This window comes from Exiguobacterium sp. J17977 (genome assembly GCF_018616375.1).
Lineage (GTDB): Bacteria > Bacillota > Bacilli > Exiguobacteriales > Exiguobacteriaceae > Exiguobacterium > Exiguobacterium mexicanum.
Genome location: NZ_JAEQBB010000002.1, coordinates 207,932 through 232,005, shown reverse-complemented (window position 1 = coordinate 232,005; position 24,074 = coordinate 207,932). Strand labels below are relative to the sequence as shown.

24 protein-coding genes are annotated in these 24,074 nt (G+C 53.4%); 21 read left to right on the top strand and 3 right to left on the bottom strand.

Features of this window, described 5'->3' with window-relative positions; all coding sequences use genetic code 11:
* Positions 1–102: 102 nt before the first annotated feature.
* From KNO58_RS04675 to nhaC, 7 genes are all read left to right on the top strand, one after another.
* Positions 103–1,947 (top strand): anaerobic ribonucleoside triphosphate reductase, encoded by a 1,845-nt coding sequence (locus tag KNO58_RS04675; protein ID WP_214752115.1) that lies wholly within the window; start codon positions 103–105, stop codon positions 1,945–1,947.
* Positions 1,925–2,380, top strand: coding sequence for an anaerobic ribonucleoside-triphosphate reductase activating protein (nrdG, locus tag KNO58_RS04670; RefSeq protein ID WP_214752114.1), 456 nt, complete (start codon positions 1,925–1,927; stop codon positions 2,378–2,380). The genes KNO58_RS04675 and nrdG overlap by 23 nt, the downstream gene beginning before the upstream one ends.
* A 54-nt stretch (positions 2,381–2,434) precedes the next feature.
* Positions 2,435–3,253 (top strand): fumarylacetoacetate hydrolase family protein, encoded by an 819-nt coding sequence (locus tag KNO58_RS04665; RefSeq protein WP_214752113.1) that lies wholly within the window; start codon positions 2,435–2,437, stop codon positions 3,251–3,253.
* 121 nt (positions 3,254–3,374) lie between these two features.
* Complete coding sequence (locus KNO58_RS04660; protein WP_214752112.1) at positions 3,375–4,637, top strand: S1C family serine protease; 1,263 nt, start codon at positions 3,375–3,377, stop codon at positions 4,635–4,637.
* Between the two features lie 56 nt (positions 4,638–4,693).
* On the top strand, positions 4,694–5,038 hold the full coding sequence (locus tag KNO58_RS04655) for a DoxX family protein (protein ID WP_214752111.1): 345 nt from the start codon (positions 4,694–4,696) through the stop codon (positions 5,036–5,038).
* A 20-nt stretch (positions 5,039–5,058) separates the two neighbouring features.
* Entirely contained in the window at positions 5,059–6,153 is a 1,095-nt protein-coding gene (locus tag KNO58_RS04650; RefSeq protein WP_214752110.1) for an amidohydrolase, read from the top strand.
* A gap of 161 nt (positions 6,154–6,314) precedes the next feature.
* Positions 6,315–7,715 carry a Na+/H+ antiporter NhaC gene (gene nhaC, locus KNO58_RS04645; protein WP_214752316.1) on the top strand — a complete coding sequence of 467 codons (1,401 nt, stop codon included), beginning with the start codon at positions 6,315–6,317 and terminating at the stop codon, positions 7,713–7,715.
* A 13-nt stretch (positions 7,716–7,728) separates the two neighbouring features.
* Here the strand turns inward: nhaC and KNO58_RS04640 are convergent, their stop codons facing one another.
* A complete protein-coding gene (locus tag KNO58_RS04640; RefSeq protein WP_214752109.1) occupies positions 7,729–8,922 on the bottom strand; it encodes a helix-turn-helix domain-containing protein in 1,194 nt (397 codons plus the stop codon).
* Between the two features lie 78 nt (positions 8,923–9,000).
* Here KNO58_RS04640 and KNO58_RS04635 point away from each other — a divergent pair, with 78 nt between their 5' ends.
* Entirely contained in the window at positions 9,001–10,131 is a 1,131-nt protein-coding gene (locus tag KNO58_RS04635) for a mandelate racemase/muconate lactonizing enzyme family protein (protein ID WP_214752108.1), read from the top strand.
* Positions 10,118–10,789: a hypothetical protein gene (locus KNO58_RS04630; protein WP_214752107.1), complete on the top strand. Its 672-nt coding sequence runs from the start codon at positions 10,118–10,120 to the stop codon at positions 10,787–10,789. Before KNO58_RS04635 ends, KNO58_RS04630 begins: the two co-directional genes overlap by 14 nt.
* Before the next feature lie 35 nt (positions 10,790–10,824).
* Here the strand turns inward: KNO58_RS04630 and KNO58_RS04625 are convergent, their stop codons facing one another.
* A complete protein-coding gene (locus KNO58_RS04625) occupies positions 10,825–11,574 on the bottom strand; it encodes a GDSL-type esterase/lipase family protein (protein WP_214752106.1) in 750 nt (249 codons plus the stop codon).
* Positions 11,575–11,691: 117 nt separating this feature from the next.
* On the opposite strand from KNO58_RS04625, the gene KNO58_RS04620 reads away from it, so the two are divergent.
* The 7 genes from KNO58_RS04620 to hfq all read left to right on the top strand — a co-directional run bounded on the left by KNO58_RS04620 (position 11,692) and on the right by hfq (position 18,442).
* On the top strand, positions 11,692–12,612 hold the full coding sequence (locus tag KNO58_RS04620; RefSeq protein ID WP_031200222.1) for an ABC transporter ATP-binding protein: 921 nt from the start codon (positions 11,692–11,694) through the stop codon (positions 12,610–12,612).
* Complete coding sequence (locus KNO58_RS04615) at positions 12,605–13,603, top strand: ABC transporter permease (protein ID WP_214752105.1); 999 nt, start codon at positions 12,605–12,607, stop codon at positions 13,601–13,603. Before KNO58_RS04620 ends, KNO58_RS04615 begins: the two co-directional genes overlap by 8 nt.
* A gap of 178 nt (positions 13,604–13,781) precedes the next feature.
* Complete coding sequence (locus tag KNO58_RS04610) at positions 13,782–15,311, top strand: M4 family metallopeptidase (RefSeq protein WP_214752104.1); 1,530 nt, start codon at positions 13,782–13,784, stop codon at positions 15,309–15,311.
* Between the two features lie 112 nt (positions 15,312–15,423).
* Entirely contained in the window at positions 15,424–16,284 is an 861-nt protein-coding gene (locus tag KNO58_RS04605; RefSeq protein WP_214752103.1) for a PPK2 family polyphosphate kinase, read from the top strand.
* A gap of 113 nt (positions 16,285–16,397) precedes the next feature.
* Positions 16,398–16,991 (top strand): AmiS/UreI family transporter, encoded by a 594-nt coding sequence (locus tag KNO58_RS04600; protein ID WP_214752102.1) that lies wholly within the window; start codon positions 16,398–16,400, stop codon positions 16,989–16,991.
* A 239-nt stretch (positions 16,992–17,230) separates the two neighbouring features.
* The gene (miaA, locus tag KNO58_RS04595) at positions 17,231–18,181 is read left to right on the top strand and encodes a tRNA (adenosine(37)-N6)-dimethylallyltransferase MiaA (RefSeq protein WP_214752101.1); all 951 of its coding nucleotides are present in this window, start codon (positions 17,231–17,233) and stop codon (positions 18,179–18,181) included.
* Positions 18,182–18,193: 12 nt separating this feature from the next.
* Positions 18,194–18,442, top strand: coding sequence for an RNA chaperone Hfq (gene hfq / locus KNO58_RS04590; RefSeq protein WP_021067304.1), 249 nt, complete (start codon positions 18,194–18,196; stop codon positions 18,440–18,442).
* A gap of 42 nt (positions 18,443–18,484) precedes the next feature.
* Here the strand turns inward: hfq and KNO58_RS04585 are convergent, their stop codons facing one another.
* A complete protein-coding gene (locus tag KNO58_RS04585) occupies positions 18,485–18,997 on the bottom strand; it encodes a hypothetical protein (protein WP_214752100.1) in 513 nt (170 codons plus the stop codon).
* Between the two features lie 156 nt (positions 18,998–19,153).
* Here KNO58_RS04585 and KNO58_RS04580 point away from each other — a divergent pair, with 156 nt between their 5' ends.
* From KNO58_RS04580 to fumC, 5 genes are all read left to right on the top strand, one after another.
* Positions 19,154–20,332, top strand: coding sequence for a DNA-binding protein (locus KNO58_RS04580; RefSeq protein WP_214752099.1), 1,179 nt, complete (start codon positions 19,154–19,156; stop codon positions 20,330–20,332).
* A 15-nt stretch (positions 20,333–20,347) separates the two neighbouring features.
* On the top strand, positions 20,348–21,277 hold the full coding sequence (locus KNO58_RS04575) for a CobW family GTP-binding protein (RefSeq protein ID WP_214752098.1): 930 nt from the start codon (positions 20,348–20,350) through the stop codon (positions 21,275–21,277).
* Positions 21,274–22,059 (top strand): 5'-3' exonuclease, encoded by a 786-nt coding sequence (locus tag KNO58_RS04570; protein WP_251026080.1) that lies wholly within the window; start codon positions 21,274–21,276, stop codon positions 22,057–22,059. Before KNO58_RS04575 ends, KNO58_RS04570 begins: the two co-directional genes overlap by 4 nt.
* Positions 22,040–22,429: a reverse transcriptase-like protein gene (locus tag KNO58_RS04565; RefSeq protein ID WP_214752097.1), complete on the top strand. Its 390-nt coding sequence runs from the start codon at positions 22,040–22,042 to the stop codon at positions 22,427–22,429. The genes KNO58_RS04570 and KNO58_RS04565 overlap by 20 nt, the downstream gene beginning before the upstream one ends.
* 107 nt (positions 22,430–22,536) lie before the next feature.
* Entirely contained in the window at positions 22,537–23,937 is a 1,401-nt protein-coding gene (fumC, locus tag KNO58_RS04560) for a class II fumarate hydratase (protein ID WP_214752096.1), read from the top strand.
* Positions 23,938–24,074: the final 137 nt, after the last annotated feature.

The window sequence follows — 24,074 nt, the reverse complement described above, 5'->3', positions numbered from 1 at the left end:
TTCACTACTCTTCGTGGAATCGTGACATAATCTATATGTGGAATATCATCGAGTTAAAAACTCGACAAATATCAATATATAGTGAGGTGATGCGGAGTGAACATGCTCCAGCTTTATGAAGATGTCTGTGTTCTCCCAGATCAAGATCTCGTCCAAGAGAACGCCAACGTCGACGGGAAATCACCACTCGGCAAACTGGCACGATTATCCTCGGAAGTGTCGAAACAGCTGTCGACAATGTACTTGTTGTCAGAGCGGACACGTCAGGCCGTCGCAGACAACTTTTTGTATATCCATGACGCCGACTATTACGTGACGGGATCGACGACGTGTTGTCAAATCCCGCTCGGTGAGTTGCTGACGAACGGATTTCATACCGGTCACGGGACGATTCGACCACCCCAGGACATCCGTTCGGCGATGGCACTCGCTTCGATTATTCTTCAAGCGAATCAGAATATGCAACACGGGGGTCAAGCGTTCCCGATGTTCGATGTCGATTTAGCGCCATACGTCGAAAAGACGTATGAACGTCAACTGGAGCGGCTCAAGAAGCTTCCGGTCGAATGGTCGACCGAGCAACTCCTTGAAGTCGCTGAGACTGAGACGGTCACGGCGACGTATCAAGCGTGTGAGGCGTTCATCCATAACGCCAATTCGATGCATTCGCGTGGAGGCGGCCAAGTGCCATTCGTCTCCATCAACTATGGAACCGACACGAGCCGTTGGGGCCGGATTTTCATCCGCGAGTTGTTGCATGCGACCGAGCGAGGGCTCGGCAACGGGGAGACGCCGATTTTCCCGATTCAAATCTTTAAAGTGAAAGAGGGCGTCAACTTTCATGAGACCGACCCGAACGTCGACTTGTTCCGACTCGCTTGTCGCGTGACGGGCAAACGCTTATTCCCGAACTTCTCGTTCGTCGACGCCCCGTTCAACTTGCAGTATTATGACGGGACACATGCCTCGGAAGTGGCCTATATGGGGTGCCGGACCCGGGTGATGGGGAATCGGCATGGCGCCGAGACGTCAATCGGACGAGGCAATTTATCGTTCTCGACCTTGAACTTGGTCAAGATGGCACTCGTCGCTCCGGACATCCGTTCGTTTTATAAGACGCTCGACGCCTACGTCGACGTCGCCATCGATCAATTGCTCGAACGGTTCGACTATCAAGCGAGACGTCATGCCGACGAATTCCGCTTCCTTTATGCCCAGCACGTCTGGCGGGGCAGCGAGAAACTCCAGCCGGAAGACGAGTTGCGGGACGTGCTGAAGCAAGGGACGTTATCCGTCGGCTTCATCGGTCTCGCCGAAGCGCTCCGCGTGCTCACAGGCGGCACGCATGCCGACTCAAGGGAAGCGGAAAGACTAGGAATCGACATCGTCACGCATTTACGTAATCGGATGAGACAGGCGGCGGAGCGTCACGACTTGAACTTCTCGCTCTTGGCCACCCCGGCCGAAGGATTGTCAGGGAAGTTCGTATTGAAAGATCAGCAGGCGTTCGGAATCATCGAGGGTGTCACCGACCGTGCCTTTTACACGAACTCGTTCCACGTGCCCGTGTATCAGTCCGTCTCGATTCGTGACAAGATTCGGTTGGAGGCGCCGTACCATGCGCTCTGTGACGCGGGGCACATCACTTATGTCGAGGTCGACGGGTCGCTCGCCCATAATCCGGAAGCGGTCGAAGCAATCGTCCGGCTCATGCGCACCGAGAACGTCGGCTATGGATCAATCAACCATCCTGTCGACCGGTGCGGCAACTGCGGCCTCGAAGGAACGATTGATGTCGCGTGCCCGACGTGTGGCGAGGAAGAACAGATTGAACGGATTCGTCGCATTACCGGCTATCTGGTCGGCACGATGGACCGATGGAATTCGGCGAAACGAGAAGAAGAACGAGCGAGGGTGAAGCATCATGCGCGTCCTATCCGTACTTGACGAATCGGTCGTCGACGGTCCGGGCATTCGCACGGTCATCTTTACGGCGGGGTGCCCGCATCGTTGCCCAGGATGTCACAATCCGGAATCGTGGAATCCGCGCGGCGGAGAAGACGTGGCAATCGAGAACTTGCTTTCCCGAATCGAGCAATCCGGTTGGGACGGCGTCACCGTCTCGGGCGGAGAACCTTTCCTCCAACCGGAGGCACTGGCCCGGCTCGTCGACGGATGCAAAGCACTTCAAAAAAACGTGTGGGTGTATACGGGCTATACGTTTGAACAATTACAGGCGATGGGCGATGAACACGTCACAAGCGTGCTCGATCGTGCCGATGTGCTTGTCGATGGTCGCTTCGAGCAGCCGCTCATGGACCGGTCGCTTCGGTTTCGGGGGTCGAGTAATCAGCGAATTATTTTTTTGAACAAAGCGTAATCGGGACCGTCGCGTCCCGATTTTTTGTATACTAGCAAAAAAGGGGGAATTTTGATGAAATGGTGTAGTTTTCAAGTTGAAGGAGAGCAAAGGGTCGGTGTCGTGGATGGGGAATTCGTCTATGACGTCAGTGACCAATTACATACGACTTCGTTGTTAGAAGTCATCGCGCGGGAGTTTGCACCGGATGTCGATTTGGACGTCGCACCTCGGACGGCGCTGCCGGACGTCAAGCTCGTCGCGCCATACCGGCCGCTCAAAAACGTCATCTGTATCGGCAAGAACTATGAAGAGCACGTGAAGGAGATGGATACGGCGGGAGCCGGTAAACTCGTCATCTTCACGAAAGCACCGACCTCGGTCGTCGGACCTGGGGCTGTCGTCGAACGTCACCCCGAACTGACCGACCAACTCGATTACGAAGGCGAGCTTGCCGTCATTATCGGGAAATCAGGGCGGGACATCGACGACGTCGACGCCCATATCTTTGGCTATACGATTTTGAACGACATCACGGCAAGAGACGTCCAAAAACAGCACGTCCAGTTTTTCCGTGGCAAATCGTTCGACACGTTCTGTCCGCTCGGACCGTATATCGTCACACCGGACGAGCTCTCGTTCCCGCTCGCGATTCAAACGGTCGTGAATGGGGAGACACGCCAAAATGGGTCGACGGCGGACATGATTCGGCCGATTGAAGAGTTAATTCGGACGTTGTCGAAAGGGATGACGCTAGAAGCTGGTGATATCATCGCCACCGGCACGCCGGCCGGGGTCGGCCACGGGATGAAACCGCCTGTCTATCTCCAGTCGGGGGACACGGTCGAGGTGAGCATCACGGGACTTGGGACGTTAAAAAATATCATCGTCTGATCTAATTGACGCAAATTGTGAAGAATCTTGTAATCGATGTCTCATTTCCGCACAAAAATGACTATGCCTCTTATACTAAGGGTAGAACAAAGAGGAAACATCATATAGGAGATGATTACACATGGAACGCAATGATCGTCCAACAGAATCAAATGAACCAACTCGACGCGAGGATTGGCTCGACACCGAGCTCGGCTCGTCCGAACAACGACAAGAACCGTCGCGCGCAACACAACCGGCCCGACCTTCATTCGTCGGTCGGATGTTCCCTGGGTTTGTCGGTGGGGTAATCGGTGCTGTCTTGACTGGGGCCATCGCGTTCCCGTTTATCGATCAAGTCCCGTCGAACGTGTCAGACACGAACGTGACGTCGGAAGGTTCACCGGTCCAGACGACGTCGACGACGGCTGACAGTTCGGTCACCGATGCGGTCGCGACCGCACAACCTGCTGTCGTGACGGTGAACAATTTCGCCGCGAGCGGACTGTCGAATGAATCGGTCGAAGCCGGTGTCGGCTCGGGTGTCATCTATAAGAAAGATGGTGACTCGGCATATATCGTCACGAACCATCACGTCGTCAATGGCGCTGACCGTCTCACCGTGACGTTCAATGATGGGTCGACAGCGGACGCGAAATTGATGGGCAGCGACGCCACGTACGATTTGGCTGTACTCGAAGTCGATGCGGACAAAGTCTCATCCGTCATCACGATTGGGAAGTCAAGTGAACTAAAACCTGGACAGACCGTCATCGCCATCGGCAATCCGCTCGGCCAGTTTGAGAACTCGGTCACGCGCGGCGTCGTCTCGTCGACGTCACGTCTCGTGCCGGTCGATACGGATGAGAACGGACAAGCCGATTTTAATGCCGAGGTCATCCAGACAGATGCCGCCATCAACCCGGGTAATTCCGGTGGCGCCTTGATTAACGAATCGGGCCAATTGATCGGCATCAACTCGATGAAAATTGCGACGGAATCAGTCGAAGGGGTCGGTTTCTCGATTCCAGTCGATATCGCTTTGCCGCTCATCAATCAAATCGAACAGACAGGTGAAGTGAACCATCCGTCGCTCGGCGTGTCGCTCCGAGACGTGTCCGAGTTCCCACCAGGGTACTTGACCGAGCAAATCAATTTGCCGGAGTCGGTGACAGCCGGTACGATTATCGTCGAGGTGCAGGCGAACAGCTCGGCCGCACGGGCCGGACTTGAAGCGCGCGACGTCATCGTGAAAATCAATGATCAAGCCGTCTCGTCGTTCATCGACCTTCGGAGTGAATTGATTCGCGATACGGACGGAACGGTCACCATCGAATACGTTCGTGACGGCAAGACCGAGACGGTCGATGTCGAGATTCAAAATGCGAATGGGGATGCATTGTAAAGATGGGCACGTAGCCCATCTTTTTTGTTATGCTTAGAAAAAAGGAGGGGATTCCATTGATTCGCACACTATACGGGGTTTTATTTTTAGGAGCCGGCATCATGCACTTCGTTCAAGAACGGGCATTCATGTCGATTATTCCGAAATCATGGCCGTTCAAACGGTTCATGGTCCAGGCGAGCGGGGTCATCGAGGTTGTCTATGGGGCACTGTTGCTCACGAACAAAGGGACACGGTTCGTGAAGCGCACGTTACCGGCATTTTTAATTGCCGTCTTCCCGGCTAATATCAATATGGCGCTCAAACCGTCAAAACTCGGTAAGATGCCACTCCCGAAATGGGTGACGTGGGCCCGCTTGCCGCTGCAATGGGTATTGATTAAAGGGGTCAAAAAAATATAAGTACATATGGGGGATCGATCATGACGAACGTATTGAACTGGTTTGAGCATTTTCATGCCCATCCCGAAGTGAGCTGGAAAGAAATCGAGACGACGAAGACGATTGCCGATATTTTGACGTCATGGCAAGTCCGTCACGAAACGTTTGCCGACGTCACCGGCGTCATCGCCGAGATTGGTGAGGGAGATGATGTCATCGCTGTCCGGGCCGACATCGACGCGTTATGGCAACAAGTTGACGGGACGTTCCAAGCGAACCATTCATGTGGCCACGATGCCAATATTAGCATGGTGCTCGGTGCACTTGATGCGTTGCGACACGAACACTTGTCGAAACGGGTCCGGTTTATATTCCAACCGGCTGAAGAACAAGGCAATGGGTCGCTCGCGATGATTCGACACGGGGCGTTAAAAGACGTCAGTCAGCTGTACGGTATTCATTTGCGTCCGCTCGAGGAACTGAAACGCGGTCAATATGCGGCTGCGATTCAACACGGGGCCGCCTTCTTCTTGAAAGGCAGAATCAGCGGCGACGATGCTCATGGCGCACGGCCGCATCAAGGTCAGAACGCGTTAGACGTCATCTTCACGATTCAACAGATGCTCAAAAGCATCTATTTGTCGCCGTTCGAGCCACATTCAATCAAATTGACGGGCGTCCAGGCCGGGAGTGACAATTTAAATATCATTCCGGGTAATGCGACGTTCTCGATTGACGTCCGAGCCCAACAGAACAAGGAACTGCTCGAGCTGCGCGACCGGGTCGAGACGATGTTGCACCAGATTGCCATCCTGCATGGGGTGACGATTGACTGGGAATGGCAAGATTTCACCCCAGGCGCCTTGATTGGCGAGCGTTCGAGCCGTCATGCGGCCGAAGCGATAAGCGAGCGGTTCGGCGCCGAAGCGCTCGTCGATCGCATCATCACGTCAGGTAGCGACGATTTTCATTTTTATACGGTCGAACAGCCGGGACTCGATGCGACGATGATTGGAATCGGGGCCAATTTGACGCCAGGGCTTCATCATCCACAGATGACGTTCGATCGTGACGTATTACCGGAAGCGGCCGATTTGCTCGCCGATACGTTGCGCCGGGCCGTACACGCTATATGAACGACGAAATGAACGAGGCGACTTCGCTTCCGTTCATTTTTTTATTGCCTTCCTCGAATGTAAGCGTTATCATCATCTTATTAGCGACAATATAACGACAATTCAGAATCTTTCGCTATCGGGGAGGAAGACACATGGAACAACAGGGGAACAAGGTAGACATGAAGCTTCGCTGGGCGGTATTGCCGCTACTTGTCATGATTGGGGTCATGCTCGTAGCCATCGTCCAATTAAAACAAGGGCCACACATCCCGCTCATCATCGGGACGGCGGTGGCGGCACTCGTCGCCTGGCGACACGGCTATAAGTGGAAAGAGATTGAAGAGATGATGTACAAAGGGATTCGGCTCGCCTTACCGGCGGTCGTCATCATCATCTTGGTCGGCTTGACGATCGGGGCGTGGATTGGGGGAGGTGTCGTCGCGACGATGATTTATTATGGGTTGACGATTATCTCGCCGGCCTATTTCCTCGTGACGATTTGTATCATCTGTGCGGTCGTCGCGCTCTCGATCGGCAGTTCATGGTCGACGATGGGGACGATCGGAGTCGCCGGGATGGGCATCGGGCTCAGTATGGGGATACCTGCGCCGATGGTCGCCGGAGCCGTCATTTCAGGCGCTTACTTCGGAGATAAGATGTCACCATTGTCAGATACAACGAACTTGGCTGCCGGTTTGACGCATACCGATTTATTCGTACATATCCGTCACATGCTGTATACGACGATTCCAGGGCTCATCATCGCGCTTGGCGCCTATTGGTGGCTCGGCCGCCGCTTCAGCGAGACGACGACGGACTCGTCGGAAATCGTCCAGACGCTCGCGATTTTAAAAGACAGTTTTGTCATCTCACCGTGGTTGTTGCTAATCCCGCTCGCCGTCATCGCGCTCGTCGCGAAAAAAGTGCCGGCCATTCCGGCACTCGTCGTCGGCATCGCCCTTGGCTTTTTGGCGCAAGTCATCGTCCAAGGCGGCTCGCTCTCAGATAGTGTCGGCGCGCTCCAAAGTGGATACGTGATCGACACCGGCAACGAACTCGTCGATAACTTGTTCAGTCGGGGTGGTCTCGATGCGATGATGTATACCGTTTCGATGACGATCGTCGCGATGACGTTTGGGGGCATCTTGGAATACTCGGGCATGCTCCAGTCCATCATGAACCAAATCGTCAAACTTGCGAAGACGGCCGGATCGATGGTCGCTTCGACGATTTTAGCGGCGTTCGCGACGAACGCATCATGTTCCGAACAATACATCTCGATCGTCGTGCCGTCACGCATGTTCGCCAGTGCCTACGAGAAGATGGGACTTCATTCGAAGAACTTGTCGCGAGCGCTTGAAGACGGCGGTACGCTCACGTCGGTCTTCATCCCGTGGAATACGTGCGGCGTGTTCATTCTCGGGACACTCGGCGTCGGGGCTTTCGAATACGCGCCATACGCTATCTTAAACTTTGTCGTTCCTGTCATTTCAATCATCTATGCGTTCACAGGCTTCACGATTGAACGGATTGCTGTGTTGAGTGCAGAACCACCGATTGAACAACAAGCTGCACAATAAAAAATTCCCGGCCTCATGAGGTCGGGAATTTGAATTTATAGACGGCGCGAGGCCTGCCTTGGCCATAGCTCATCTCTTCACCGATCACATCGACGATGCCGGCGTCATGAAGTTTTTTGATGAGCCGTTCCGCAGTCCGTCGCGTCACATCGAGATAGTCGGTCAACTCTTTAGCCGTGAATTCATGCTTTCGCTTGGCGAACTGTAAAATCTTCCCGATATTGACGGGGCTGACTCCGGCTTGTTTGATGAAGTCGAAGGCAAGTTGTTCCGTCACGCGATACGGGATTTGCGCGTCACGGGTTGGGAACGATAATCGTTTCGAATCATCGACGATGCGGATGCGCTCTTTACTTGCGGCAGACAAGGCGATTTGAGCATGCTCGTCCGCCTGTTGATAGTCCGTGCCATAGCCGATTCCGATGCGGTACGTCCCGTTCGGTGCGAGCGTATCTTCTTCGAACGCGTTCATCACTTCACCTTTTGTCGTCAATACCGTGAGGAGAAGGTCCTCAGCGGACTCGAGATGTCCACCGAGATATCGGACCGAGGCGAGGTGATCCCGCAATGATATATCGTCTGTGTCGTAGCGGATGATGGCGAACTGGGCGGCATCGGCCAACTGTTGCCGCACTTGTTGAATCAACTGGTCGAGATGATGCCTGACGGTCGCTGTCGGCTCAATCATCAGTTGGCTGTTCAATCCGGTACGAACGAGCTCATGATGCACCCGCTCGATGCTCGTGATGGCTAGCGAAGTTTGCTTCACTTGGTGGCTGGCGTGAAAGGCGATGACGTCCTCGAAGGCTAAATCAGGACTGATGCGCATGACGGTGGGGATGCCCCGTTCGTTCGGGAACGAGTCGAGAATCGATGTCAGCCGTTCCGGGTCGACCAAATCGATGGATATTTGATTGAGCGACACGGAGTGGGTGAGCGTCGCATATAAGAGCGTCGTCAAGAGGACAGTCTCGTCCTGGACGACGTGATGTGCTGCCACGTGGCTAAGGTGAGGGATTGCATAGGCGAACGGGAACGAGCCGGAAAAAAAGACGCCGTCGAACGAGCCGAGTGTTTGAGCGATAGTCGCCGCTTCGTGTGGATGCTCATACGGATGATAGGCGAACCGGACGTCCTCTGGTGAACCGAGCGAGCGAATCGTCTCCACGAATTCGTGCGATCCGACGATGGCGATATGGATGGACATCAAAACTCCTCCTTGCAATTTAACGACTATTTAACGACAATATAGCTAATGACACGTAAGAAGTAAAGGAGAATAGATATGAGAATAGACAAGATTGAACTGTTTGCGATTCGTTTACCGTTAAAAGTGCCGTTCATCGTCAGTTACCATCGTTATGACGACATGCCGTCGGTGATTGTAAAATTGACGACCGAATGTGGTCATGTCGGCTATGGAGAGGCCGTCGCCGATGAACACGTCACGGGCGAATCGCTCGATAGTACAATCAGTGTGATTCGACATGTTCTCGGGCCACTCTTGATTGGCGAAAATCCGCTGCAGATGGAACGGATTCACGACGTGATGGACCGGGCCATCCGTGACGTGCCGGCGGCGAAGGCGGCGCTCGATATCGCCTGTCATGACGTCGTCGGGAAAAAGCTCGGGCTTCCAGTGTATGATTTGCTCGGTGGCCGTTATCACGACGCGTTTCCGGTCACGCACGTCCTCAGTATCGGCGAGCCGGAGGCGATGGCGGCCGAGGCTCGCGAACAGATTGAACAAGGGTACACGGCCGTCAAGATGAAAGTCGGCGTCGACGTCGCCTCGGACGTACGTCGGGTCGAGGCGGTCCGTCGTGCCGTCGGTCCAGACGTGCCGATTCGGGTCGACGTCAATCAAGGCTGGGTGAATGCCGCCAAGACACTTCAAGCGATGAAGCAGCTCGAGCCATTCCAAATCGATTGGGTCGAACAGCCGGTCAAGGCCGACGACTTTGAAGGCATGGTCGAAGTGAAAGGGAAAATCACGGTGCCGCTCATGATTGATGAAGGCGTGCGCGGCGTGACGGAGATGCGTCGGTTGACGATGATGCAGGCCGCCCACAAAGTAAACATTAAACTGATGAAGTGTGGCGGCATCTATCCGGCGAAAAAACTCGTGCATATGGCCGAAATGTCGGGCATCGAGTGTCAAATCGGGTCGATGGTCGAGTCGTCGGTCGCCTCGAGTGCAGGCTTCCATGTCGCCTTCTCGAGCAAAATCGTCCAATCGGTCGAGTTGACAGGTCCGCTTCGTTTCGCCGAAGACATCGGCAACTTAATGTACGACTTGCCATTCATCCGCCTGTCCGATGGGCCAGGTCTCGGTGTCGACGTCGATGAGGCCGTCTTGTCACGGCTGACAACGGCGACGTACGTCGTCGGAGGGGCCGACCATGTGGCGCGGTGATTGTAACGGTCTCGACATCGAGGTCAACTATTTGACGATGACAGAGCTCGAACAAGTCGAGGCGGTGCAACAGGAAGTCATGGCCACATTGACGGAAGGAAGCCAGTACCAGTCCCTCACAACTGATGAGTTCGTGAAGCTATTGACCGACCGTACGTTGATTGGGGCGTATCACGAGGGGACGTTGATTGCGTTCCGTGCACTCCTGATCCCGCCGCTCGACGAAGAGCATCTAGGATACGACATCGGTTATCCGTCTGATGCGCTCGACCGCATCTTGTATCAAGAAGTGACAAACGTTCATCCGGATTACCGCGGCTATGGTCTGCAACAGCATCTAGGTAGGCTACTCATGGAAGAGCTTGAACAGGGCAGTCGGTTCGACCTCGTCTGCGCGACCGTCGCGCCGTTCAATATCCCGAGCCTGAAGGACAAGTTCGCCCTCGGCCTTCGCATCGGTGCCCTCAAACCGAAATATGGCGGAAAGCTGCGTTACATTTTTATGAAGGAACTGCATAGCGACTGGCAACCGTCCGGTGAGGCGACGTGGCTCGATATGGGCGAGACGGAGAAGCAAGTCGCCTTATTGAAAGCAGGCTGGTTCGGGACGATGATGACACGCGACGGGGAGAGCTGGCTCGTCAAATATGAACGATAAAACATGGCCTGATCGCGACGATCAGGCCATGTTGCTTATTCGAGGATGAACAATACGTCCTCGGCTAACTTTTCATATGTCCGGTCGCTCGGATGGAACTGGTCGGTCGCAAGGTCACGGCCGACGTCCGAGACGTAAGCGAACGGGTCGATTACATCGATGCGTTGCGCGTTAGCGAACGTGGATGCCGAGGCGTTCCAATCGAGAATCAATTGATTGAACGCCTCACCGTTCTCGTTCTCTTGGAACGGGTTATAGAGCGCGATATAGACGATTTGCGCCGAATCGTTCAATCCGCGAACTTGTTCGAAGATGTCATTCAAGTTCGTCTTCGCATCGGTCACGACTTGCTCGATATCAACCGATTCGAAATTGTCGACGTTCTCGCCGCGGTTGAACAAGTCGTTGCCGCCGATTGTGAGCGTGATATAGCGGGCGTTCTCAATCGTACGTCTCACTTCAGGTTGTTCGAGCTGCGCTAATAAGTCTTCCGTCCGCGCACCAGAGACGGCCAGATTCTGCGTGCGGATGTCATCTTCCTCGAGCGCTGCGCCGACCGGTTGGACGTAGCCCGCACCCGATGTAGAGCCGACACCGCGTGTCAATGAATCTCCGAGTGCGACGTAGACATCCCCGACCGGTTCGGGTCTCGAGTCTTCGCTGACGGAAAGTGTCCGTTCCGGCGGATTGACGATATCTTGATAACCGATCCATAAACCGTATAGGGCGATGCCCGTCAAGAAGATAGAACCGATTAAAAACGTATACCATTTCCCATTTTTCATGTGATGACCTCACTTTCTATAGAACTATCATATCAAATAAGTTTGAACCTGCCCTATGTGAATGTTCGAATAGGACAGATGCGATTGAGTCCGATAGAATGTAGGAGAGGTGAGATGATGCAACCAACATTGAAAATAGACCATTTGACAAAAGTAATCGGTAAGAAAACGATCATCGATGACATCTCGTTCGATGTGTTCCCCGGGGAAGTGTTCGGCTTCTTAGGACCGAACGGGGCCGGCAAAACGACGACGATTCGGATGATTGTCGGATTGATTAAGCCGACGAACGGGACCGTCTCGATTTGTGGGTTCAGCGTCGAACGTCAATTCGTTCAGGCGATGAATCAAATCGGCGCCATCGTTGAAAATCCGGAACTGTACAAGTTCATGAGCGGGCGTGAGAACTTGAACGCCTTCGCGCGAATGTTGCCTGGGGTCGATGAGGCCCGGATTCAAGAAGTGATTGATCTCGTCGACTTGACGGCACGAATCGATGATAAAGTGAAGACGTATTCGCTTGGGATGCGGCAACGGCTCGGCATCGCCCAGGCCATGCTGAACAATCCGCGTGTCTTGATTCTCGATGAGCCGACGAACGGGCTCGACCCGATGGGGATTCGTGACCTTCGACTCTTCATCCGCCGTCTCGTCGAAGAGACAGGACTGAGCGTCCTCGTCTCGAGCCACATCTTGGCCGAGATTGAACTGCTCGCGGACCGCGTCGCCATCATGTCGCGCGGGAAAATCGTGAAAGTTGGGACGGTCGAAGAACTGATTCATGAGTTGGCGTCGACGGTCGATGTCCATGTGGCCGACAGTTTTGAAGTTTTGCCAATCATCCGCGGATTCGAATCGATTGATCATGCCGACGTCGTCGACGAACGGACGATTCGGGTGTCGATGAATTTAGAAGACACGGCCCGCTTGAACCGCTATTTGCTCGATCGCGGCGTCGACGTGTTCGGTCTCGAACGACGCGTCCAGACGCTCGAAGAACTGTTTATCTCATTGACCGGGGGTGACCACATTGTCTAATCCGTCAATCCTTGGCCTCATCCGGAACGAAGTGTTAAAGATTCATAAGAAACGTCGGCTGCTCGTCGTGTCAATCATCCTCATCGTGCTCGTCTCGATGTTCACGTATGCCAACTACCGGCAAATCGAGAAACAACGGGAAGAACAAGGGACAATCGACTGGCGTGTCGATTTACAGCAAGAGATCGTCGATACGCAAAACCGGCTCGCCTCGGCGAACGTGCAGGACGAGTTCCGTCAAATTTTGGAGTTCCAGGTGCAACAGAATCAATACTACTTAGATAATGATATTAACCCGAACTACCCTGGGGCGCCGACGTTCATGCGTGTCTTCTTCTCGCAAGGGACGACGCTCGTGCTCCCACTCTTCATCATCGTCCTGATGGCGGATATCGTCAGCGGCGAACATAATGACGGCACAATCAAGACGCTGTTGTCCCGTCCGGTCCGGCGCTTTAAGATTTTACTTGCCAAATGGATGACGACGCTGCTTTACACGTCGATTCTCATCTTCATCACGGCACTTGTCAGCTATGCCATCTCCGGCATCGTACTCGGCTGGGACGGTTGGACCGCCCCGATTTTGACGGGGTTCCAAGCCTCGGCGACCGGGACGTTCTCGACCGACTTCGTCCATACGCTGCCGATGTGGCAATATTTGCTCATGTCGGTCGGCCTATCCTGGTTCGTCGTCGCGGCCGTGGGGACGATCGCGCTCATGATTTCGGTCATCGTCAAAAACACGGCGACCGGGATCGGAATTATGATGGCCGTCCTGATCTCAGGACCGCTGCTCACGTCGCTCGGGTCAAATTGGGACAGCTCGAAATACTTGGTGAACGTCAACTTCGGTCTTCATACCTATCTCGAGGGGCAAGCCCCACCAATCGAGGGGATGACATTACCGTTCTCGCTCATCGTCATACTTGTCTGGTCGCTAGCAGCTCTCGCGTATGCGTTCTACCATTTCACACAAAAAGATGTCTATTGATGACGGGCGTCACCTTCCACGGTGACGCTTTTTTTGTAAGGTTGAAATGACTACAAGGAGCTCTCGAGTAGGACAAATGTCTTAATAATTTGAATTGTCAAAATAATTAGATAGTTGGATATCTTGATTGTGGGAAACTATGTAAAGTAGGAGACACCACATAAGGAGGGAAACACATATGAAAAAAGTTTTATCTACATCACTCATTGCAGGCGTTTTGCTCGTGCCGCAACTTGTCGGCGCAGCGGAACTCAAATCGGGCACGTTGACGAAACCATCGAGCGAGGCTCCGACGACAATCGTCAAAGAGTATGCGAAAGCGAAAGGCGAATTCAAAACGCTCGAATCAAAACGTGACAAAGTCGGACAAGTCGTCAAATTACAACAGACGGTTGACGGTGTACCGGTCTTCGGCGGGATCGTCGTCGGTGTCGTCGACAACGAGGGACAATTAAAAACGGTCGTCGATGACACGAAACAACTTAAAGGGTTACATAAATCAATCAAACTGAATGAACAAAAAGCGGTCGCTCGTTATAAAGAGCTTGTCGGCCATAAAGGCGCATATGAGCTTGAGCCGGCGGCAGAACTCGTCGTTTATCCGAACGGGGAAGAGGCAGCCTACGCGTATGAAGTGACCGGAACGATTCTTGACGCGGATGAGCCGTCACGCTGGACGTACTTCATCGATGCAGCAAGCGGGAAAGTATTGAACAAATATAACCAATTGGCGCATGCCAAACCGGCGAACGGCGTCACGGGCACGACGTTCACGGGAACGGGAATCGACGTCCTTGGCCAGAGCCAAACGTTCAAGACGACGAAGAGCGGCTCTTACTACTATCTTCAAGACTCGACACGCGGCAAAGGCATCTACACGTATGACGCGAAAAACCGGACACTGCTCCCAGGATCGCTTTGGGCCGATGCCGATAACGTCTTGAACACGACGTATGATCGGGCGGCGGTCAGCGCCCATGTCAACGCGACGAAGACATATGACTTCTTCAAGAATACTTATGGACGCAACAGTTACGATAACAACGGCGCGGCCCTTAACTCGACGGTCCACTATAGCCGCAGTTACAACAACGCGTTCTGGGATGGCAGCAAGATGGTGTATGGTGACGGTGACGGGCAAACGTTCACGTACCTCTCTGGCGCTCTTGACGTCGTCGCTCACGAATTATCACACGCGGTCACAGAATACACGGCCGGTTTGATCTATCAGAACGAATCAGGCGCCATCAACGAGGCCATATCCGACATCTTCGGTACAGTCGCGGAGTATAGCGTCGGCTCGAACTTCGACTGGTTGGTCGGGGAAGACATCTATACGCCAGGTATCGCCGGGGACGGACTTCGTTCGATGTCGAACCCAGCAGCCAACGGTGACCCAGACCACTACTCGGTCCGTTACACAGGGACGCAAGACAACGGTGGCGTCCACATCAACTCTGGAATCGTCAACAAGGCGGCTTACCTCTTGGCAGCCGGCGGTTCACACTACGGCGTATCGGTTCAAGGCATCGGCGTCATGGAGATGGGGGATATCTACTACCGTGCCCTCACGGTCTACTTGACACCGACTTCGAACTTCTCAAGCCTACGTCAAGCAGTCGTTCAATCGGCCAAAGACTTGCACGGTGCGACGAGCACGCAAGCGGTCGCAGCGGCGAAATCGTTCGATGCGGTCGGTATCAATTAAGCGTGATCCAATCCTTTTCGCTTCGGCGGAAAGGATTTTTTTGTCGCTATTTTTTGAAAGAATAGGGTAAATACGGATTGTACGTAAAAATTGTCGCAATCAAGGAGGACATATGGACATTCAATCGTTTCGCATTGACCATAAAAACGGGATTCGCCTGGAAGATTACCCGACCACGGTCAAAGACCGCCCATCGGACGACACGTTGCAAAACGAGCTGATTCCGGAGAGTGTCAAAAGGTTGAAAGAATTGCATTGGAAATTATATGCCGAAGCCAAAAGGGGTGTCGTCGTCGTCTTACAGGCGCTCGATGCGGGTGGTAAAGATGAGGCAATCAGTTACATCTTCTCGAATTTGAACGCGCAAGGGTTAAAGACGAATGCGTTCCAAAAACCATCGGATACAGAAAAGAAACATGACTATCTCTGGCGGATGCATGACCTCATGCCGGAACGCGGTCAGGTCGGCATCTTGAATCGTTCCCATTATGAGGAAGTGATCGCCCCGCGCGTCCATGACCTGCTCGGAGAAGAGGTCATCCCGGACGACGAAGACAAAAAGTCGGTATGGAAAGTCCGCTATCGTCAAATCAACGATTTTGAGCAATATTTATATGAGAACGGTTTTGCGGTCATCAAGTTCTTTTTTAACGTCTCGAAGGAAGTACAGCGGGACCGCTTGCTCGAACGATTGAAAGATCCAAGCAAGAATTGGGAGTTCTCGTTCAGCGACGTCGAGGAACGAAAGCATTGGGATGATTATCAAGCCATCTTTGAGGACATGTTATCGAACACAGCGACGAAACGCTCCCCGTGGTATGTCCTTCCGGCAGACGACGACTGGTACGCCCGTTATATCGTCTCGACAGTCATGATTGACGTGTTAGAAGACATCGATCCACAATTCCCGACGTTCACCGAAGACGAACAGGAACGCATCGACGAGGCGATTGCGACGCTCGAAAACGAATAACGTTTGTCGAGTCCGTGAACGTCCATTTCCCCACTTGCACTGAAAGCGAATTCACGTTACAGTGGACGTAGATAAAATTAGACGTCAGACATCTGTATGAAGGAGCAATGAGTGTGGGGAATATCAGTTTATTATTTGGAGGCGTGGCGTTGTTCATCAACAGCCTCGTTTTATTTGGAAAAGTGGACGTCAAGAGTGCGGGTGTGTTTAGTCTTTTCACTGGACTATTGCAGACGTTCATCGCAACGTGGCTCGTCGTCGGGGCGAGTCCGGCGGAGATGTTCGGGTATGCGAGCATCTACTTGTTCGCGTTCACGTATTTGTACGTCGGTGTGACGTTCCTGTTCGATTTGGACGGCCGGGGCGTCGGATGGTTCTCGCTGTTCGTATCGATTTCGGCCGTCTTCTATGCGGTGATCGCATTCACGACAGGCGATATGATGGGCGCAGTCACATGGTTATTCTGGTCGCTCTTGTGGGGACTGTTCTTCATGGGGATGGGCCTCGGACGCCAGATTGACGGGTTGACGGCCCGGGTCGCCTTCGTGCTCGCCTGGTTGACGTTAATCATTCCGGCACTGTTCGGCCTTGCCAACTTGATGACGCCGCTCTACAGCGTTATGTGGTGGGCCGCGAGCGGCACGGCAATCCTCTATTTCGGATTGACGATGTGGCGCCAACGCCGATTAGTAGAAGTGACACAATGAACGATGCTCCTATGGGAGCGTCGTTTTTTTGCGCATTCATTTGTGTCTAAAATGTGAAAAATGGGAAAGAGGTACATAAAAGGAGGCGACCTCGGATGAGTGACGGCTTAATTTTACTGATGGGACTATTATTATGCGGATGGATGCTGTTTGCGGTCGTGTTTGATGATACAATTAAGAGGAGAATTTAACGGACCGTTTCCTTTAAGGGACGGTCTTTCGTTTGAGGAGTGACAAGGATGGAAAAGACACCAGTCATCGTCCTCGTCGGACCGACGGCTGTCGGGAAGACGAAGACCGGGATTGAGCTCGCCAAAGCGTTCAACGGGGAAATCGTATCGGGCGATTCGGTCCAAGTGTACCGCGGCATGGATATCGGTTCGGCGAAAGTGACGGTCGAGGAAGCGGAAGGGATTCCGCATCATTTGATTGATATATGCGACCCGGACGAGGCGATGAGCGTCGCTACATTCCAAACGTTGGCCCGGGCGGCGATCGATGACATTTATGCGCGCGGGAAATTGCCGATTCTAGTCGGCGGGACGGGTCTCTACATCCGTGCGATTCTATATGATTACGAGTTCACGGAACGACCGGTCAATCACGAATTACGTGAGGCGCTCGAATTAGAGGCGGAGACGGACGGGCCTGAAGCGCTGCATGCGCGCCTGCAGTCACTCGACCCAAAACGTGCCGAGAGCATTCATCCGAATAACGTCCGCCGCGTCATCCGGGCACTTGAAGTCGCGCTCCAAGGCGACGCCCAGGCGATGGACAGCCTCCCGTCGGAGCATTACGCCTATCAATTGTTCGTCTTGCATGCGGACCGGGACGTGCTCTACTCGCGTATCAACCATCGTGTCGATTTGATGCTCGAAGCAGGTCTCATCGAGGAAGTCGAACGCTTGCTCGCGGCCGGTTACCGGGACACGCAAGCGATGCGCGCCATCGGTTACAAAGAAGTCGTCCCGTATCTGGATGGCTTGATGACACGGGAACAGATGACCGAGACGCTCAAACAGCACACGCGCAAGTTCGCAAAACGTCAATTGACATGGTTCCGGCATCAATTTAATGGGATTTGGGTCGATATGGGACGAAAATCATTTGAACTATCGTATCAAAATATTTATGATGAAGTTGAGGAGTTTTTTCGAAAATTCCGATTATTTCAAAGAGACATAGACTAGGGGGAATGCAACATGAAGGCTAGCTATAACATTCAAGACCATTTTTTGAATCAATTACGTAAAGAAATGGTGCCGACGACCGTGTTTTTAGTCAGCGGGTTTCAAATTCGGGGAGTCATCAAATCGTTTGACAACTTCACGGTCATCGTCGAATCGGAAGGGCGCCAACAGTTGATTTATAAGCATGCGATTTCAACGTTCTCACCAGCACGGAACGTCACGTTGTTCGAACCGGAAGCGGTCGAAGTGACAGAAGGATAATTGAAAGCATAAAGAAAGAGCGGCCCGGGGACCGCTCTTTCTTTATGCCGTTTTGACGTTCGGGTCGAAATCGATGGCCTCGAGCACACGATGGACGGCACAGCCGCCGAGAAGTGAGTCGAGTTGGTCACAGAGCTGACTCGGGGCCGAGCGGAATAAGTGTGTATACGTCCGCTTCCATGACCGTTCGGCCGACTGGATGCGCACGAGCAGGTCGGCATGACCTAGTTCTTTCAGTTTCTCGATATTCATCCGGTTCGTCCGGGCGAATGCCGATAAGACGACGGCCTTTGCGAGCGGTGTTTGGATCGGATAACCGGCGACGACGAGGACGGCCATTGCGCCTTTCATCTCATGCTCGATGACCGAGTCGACGAGTTGGTCCGGCGTATATGGATTCCCGGCATGTCCCGACACCGCCGCCACGAGTTCGTGATGTGAGACCGGGCAAGCCGATGCCTGTAAAATGCTATCAATTGTTGAGTGCGCTGTTGCGTAACGTGTCGCTTCCCCTGTTGCGATCAACCGTTCGTACGTATCTACCAATGAAATCATGTGAGTTCCCCCTTTATCTGGCTGTCTTAATCGTATCAATTATAGTAAGCGCTTTCAATATAATTTAGCAATCTTCCTGACCTATAACGAAAGTATGTTCGCCTCGAAGTGGAAAACACGATACAATGGGCAAAGAGAAGAAGGAGGGCATTATATATGAACTATTATCAACAGATTGATTCGATAAAGGGGAGCGGCTTCGACCAGACTCGGTTCCAACTCCCGACCGTCGAGAAAGCGTCGACGCGATTGACTGACCTCGCGGACGGGACACCGGTCCAGACGAAAGCGCTCGTCAGTACGGTCGAAGTGAAAGAAGGCAAATCGGGTGCAAAATGGTTGCAACTGAATCTGACGACATCGAGCGGACTCATCCGTGCCAAGCAGTGGTTGCGTGGCAACGAAGAGCAGCTGTTACCGATTTACGAGTCAGGCGTCATCGAGCTCGAAGGAAAAATCGACGTCTATCCAAAACCGGACGGCGCCAAGTCGATTACGATTGACCGGGCTAAACCGATTGCCCGGGACGAAGCGGTATCGTTGTTGCCAGGTCTTCCCGGAGACGAGACGATGGAACAATACGCCGACGAACTGTTCGCGATTCTGTCGACGCTCTCGCCTGACTATCAAGCGATCGCGATGTCACTCCTCGACCGCTATTGGGACGATTTCGTCCTTGCACCGGCCGCGCTGTATCATCATCATAACTATGTCGGCGGTCTGTTAAAGCATACGGTCTGTATGCTTCGACTCGGCTATCGCATCCAAGAACAGGACGACTATTTGGCGATGGCGTTCCGGGTCATCAAAGAAGCCGAGCAGTTGCACAAAGTAGACGTATGGAATACGATGAACGGTGTAAAAGTTGAACAGGCGTTCCGCGGCACGTTCGAGTCGCTTTATGCGGCCTGCGAGGCCATCGCCGAATTGAAAGAGCCGCTCCGCTGGGACGAGCTCGCCCTCGGGATTTTATTCCATGATATCGGCAAGCTGTTCGAATACAGCCATTTGCTGTCGTCCCCGAACCGGTTCGAGCAACTGTTCTCGGTCAACGGCACGAGTGAAACGACCGGAATCTCAATCAATCCGTTGGGAAGCTTGATTGGACATATGCCGTACGGCGGACTATTGTTCGAGAAGAGTCAACAAGCCGCAAGCGTCACGTTGCCGCTCGACGCCCATCACCGGATTTGGCACATGATTTTATCTCACCACGGCAAACGCGAGTGGGGTTCAAGCGTGTTACCGGTCACGACAGAGGCGTGGATGCTACATTTGATCGACTTGCTGGATGCGCGCTATGAGAAATGGGCGCGGGTCCACGAAAATTTATAAGGTGAGGTGCAGTACATGATTCCCGTGCAATTGGTGACCGGTTTTTTAGGCGCCGGAAAAACGACCTATATGAATCGCTTGCTAGAAGCGACGGACGAGCGGCTGCTCGTCATCGTCAACGAGCTCGGATCGGTGAATATCGACGAACAGTTAATCGTCAAGATGGACCAAGAGCAGATCGAGCTGTCGAATGGTTGCATCTGTTGCTCGATTCAAAGCGATTTGAGCAAGACGTTCTATCAGCTCGCATCGAAGGATACGTTCGACCGCATCGTCATCGAGACGACTGGTGTGGCCGACCCGGCGCCAATCATTCAGACGATTTATTATGACGACTATTTGCGCACGCGCTTCAAGCTGACGGCGATATTGACGGTCGTCGATGCCAGTCAACTGGACCGCGAGCTGTTTATAGAAGGAATCCATCAAATTGCCTATGCTGACGTGATTTTATTGAATAAAGTCGACCTCGTCGATGCGGATGCGCTCAAACAGGCGCATGAGCGGATTCACGCGCTGAATCCGACCGTTCGAGTCATCGAGACGGTGCAGACGGTCGGCGACTATGACCTGACCGAGAATACGTTCCAGCTCTCACGAGTCGACGAACAGCTCCTCGGTCGACTGACGGCCGGTCACTCCTCGGTCTCATCGCTTCGGGCCATCACGCTCACGACGGACGTACCGCTCAAACGGGAACGTGTCACGCAATACGTCCGAGAAGTGCTCATGCACTATGAAGATGATGTCTATCGCTTGAAGGCGATTGTCCGATTAGATGGAGAAACATCAAAATTCGTCGTCCAAGCGACGAATCAACTGATGGGGGCGACGTTCGCGAACGAACCGAGCGACGACTCGCGCTCCGTCTTCGTTTGGATCGGGAAGAATCTCGACCGGGACGCGCTCGCGCGCGGATTACAAGCTTGTGAGGTGACTGCATGATGAAATTGATGTTGGTCGACGGGTTTAACCTCCTGTCGCGCTATTATTTTGCCACAGAGCGTCGGCGGGCGCTCGACCCCGATGTGACGTTGAAAGGTCTGCTCCGTAAAGTTGACGGGTGGACGAACGACTTCACGCACATCGCCTTCTTTTGGGACGGACCACGTGAGACGACGCATCGTTACGCTCTGTTTCCGGACTATAAAGCGACGCGTACGGGCTTACCGGAACCGTTGTTCCACGATTACGTCAAGTTGCGGGCAGCGTTGACCGAGCGCGGGATTTTTCAATCGGAGCTCGCCGGGTACGAGGCCGATGATTTGATTGGGGCCGTTGCGACCGCGTTTCCGGGCGAATCTTATATGTATTCGTCAGACCGTGATTTGCATCAGTTGCTTTCCCCGAACGTGTTTCAAATCGTCCCGAAAAAAGGGGAAGAGATGATGATGAATCGGGAAGTGTTCGTTGAGACGTACGGCGTCCGGCCTGAGCAGTTCGTCGATGTGAAGGCGCTCCAAGGCGATGCCTCGGACAATATTCCGGGTGTCCGCGGTATCGGACCAAAGACGGCGACGATTCTTGTCCAGTCGTATGATACGGTCGAAACGCTCTATGACATCGTGAGGCAAGAAGCGCTTCAAGAGGCGCATCAGAAGTTTGCGAAGAAACTTGATGGGCAAGAGGAAGTGGCGCTCTTGTCGAAACGTCTCTCGCTCATCGATATTCATGCACCGATTGAGACCGATTGGGAGGCGTATCGTTTTGGTTCACATTTATTTTGATGCGGCGACGAATCAAGAGGCGGGTGAGAACGGTCTTGGCGTCTGGATTAAGGCGACCGACGGCACGGTGTCCACGTACATCGACAAACGCGTCGGGTTGACGAGCGTTCAGGCGGAGCTCGCCGCGCTTGCGTTCGCCCTCGAACAAGCGCACGATCTGACGGGCGAATCGACGTTCATGTTCTATTCAGACGCTGAGACGGTCGTACGGGCGCTCGAACAGCGCTTCCTCAAAGACCAATCGATGCGTCCGTTGTTCATCAAGGCGTTAACGCTGTATGACGAATTGCCGAATAAGTTCATCAAATGGATTCCACGGGCTGAGAACCGGGCTCACGACGTGGCGAAACGGGCATTGATGACAGGATAAAAGTCGGGCGTGGGCCCGACTTTTTGTCAAATGCGGGGGAATGATTTCTTTTTTGCAAAAGTTTCGCTAAAATGAAAGCGTAGTCAAAAAAAGAGGGGGAATTTTTCATGGAATATCGGATCGAACGGGACACGATGGGGGAAATCAACGTCCCGGCTTCAGCCAAATGGGGAGCCCAAACACAGCGCAGTCTGGAGAACTTTAAAATCGGGACGGAGAAGATGCCGCTCGAGGTCGTACATGCCTTCGCGATTTTGAAGAAGGGTGCCGCGCTCGCCAACGCTGAGCTCGGTGTATTGGAGCAAGCGAAAGCCGACGTCATCGCCGAAGTCGCCGATGAGATCGTCGCTGGGCAACATGATGCCGAGTTCCCGCTCGTCGTCTGGCAGACGGGTTCAGGGACACAGTCGAACATGAACGTCAACGAAGTCATCGCCCACTTGGCGAATGATAAGTTGAAAGACCGTGGTCAAACGCTCACGATTCATCCGAACGACGACGTCAACAAGTCGCAGAGCTCGAACGACACGTATCCGACGGCGATGCACATCGCGGCTATCCTAGCGGTCGAGGACCATGTGTTGCCATCGATTGAGGCGCTCCACGCGACGCTCGCGAAGAAAGCCGAGTCATTCATGGACATCGTCAAGATTGGACGGACGCACTTGCAAGACGCGACGCCGGTCACGCTCGGTCAAGAGATTAGCGGTTGGGTCCGTATGCTCGAGCTGTCAAAACAGATGATTGAGCGCACGCTCGAACCGTTGACAGAGCTCGCCCTCGGCGGGACGGCGGTCGGGACGGGCATCAACGCCCATCCACAGTTCGGCGAAGTCGTGGCCGAGAAAATCTCGCAAGAGACCGGCAAACAGTTCATTACGGCTGTCAACAAGTTCCATGCGCTCACGAGTCACGATCAGCTCGTGTTCACCCATGGTGCCTTGAAAGCACTCGCCATGGACGCGATGAAGATTGCCAACGATGTCCGTTGGCTTGCGTCTGGTCCGCGTGCCGGTATCGGCGAGATTTTGATTCCGGAAAACGAACCGGGCAGCTCGATCATGCCAGGAAAAGTCAACCCGACGCAGAGCGAGGCGTTGACGATGGTCGCTGCCCAAGTTCTTGGCAATGATGCGACCATCGGATTCGGTGCGAGCCAAGGAAACTTCGAGTTGAACGTGTTCAAGCCTGTCATCATGTACAACTTCCTCCAGACGTGCCGCCTGTTGACGGACAGTCTACATTCGTTCGACGTGCATTGCGCCGTCGGGATTGAACCAGACTTGGACGTGATTGCCCACAACGTGGAACGTTCGCTCATGCTCGTGACGGCACTCAACCCGCATATCGGGTATGAGAACGCAGCCAAAATCGCGAAGCTCGCCCATAAAAACGGGACGTCGTTGAAGGAAGCGGCGCTCGAGACCGGGCTCTTGACGGAAGACCAGTTCGAACAATGGATTCGTCCGGAAGAGATGACGTCTCCTAACCTAAAAGTTGGTAAATAAGGGAAGGGCGGTCCATGACCGCTCTTTTTTTATTATGTAATGAGTCGTAAGTACTATTTTACTGTCAAACAAGAGGGATAAAATAAGTAAATAGTTGTATTTTTGTGGAGGAAGTCGCATAATCATAGTCAGAAGCG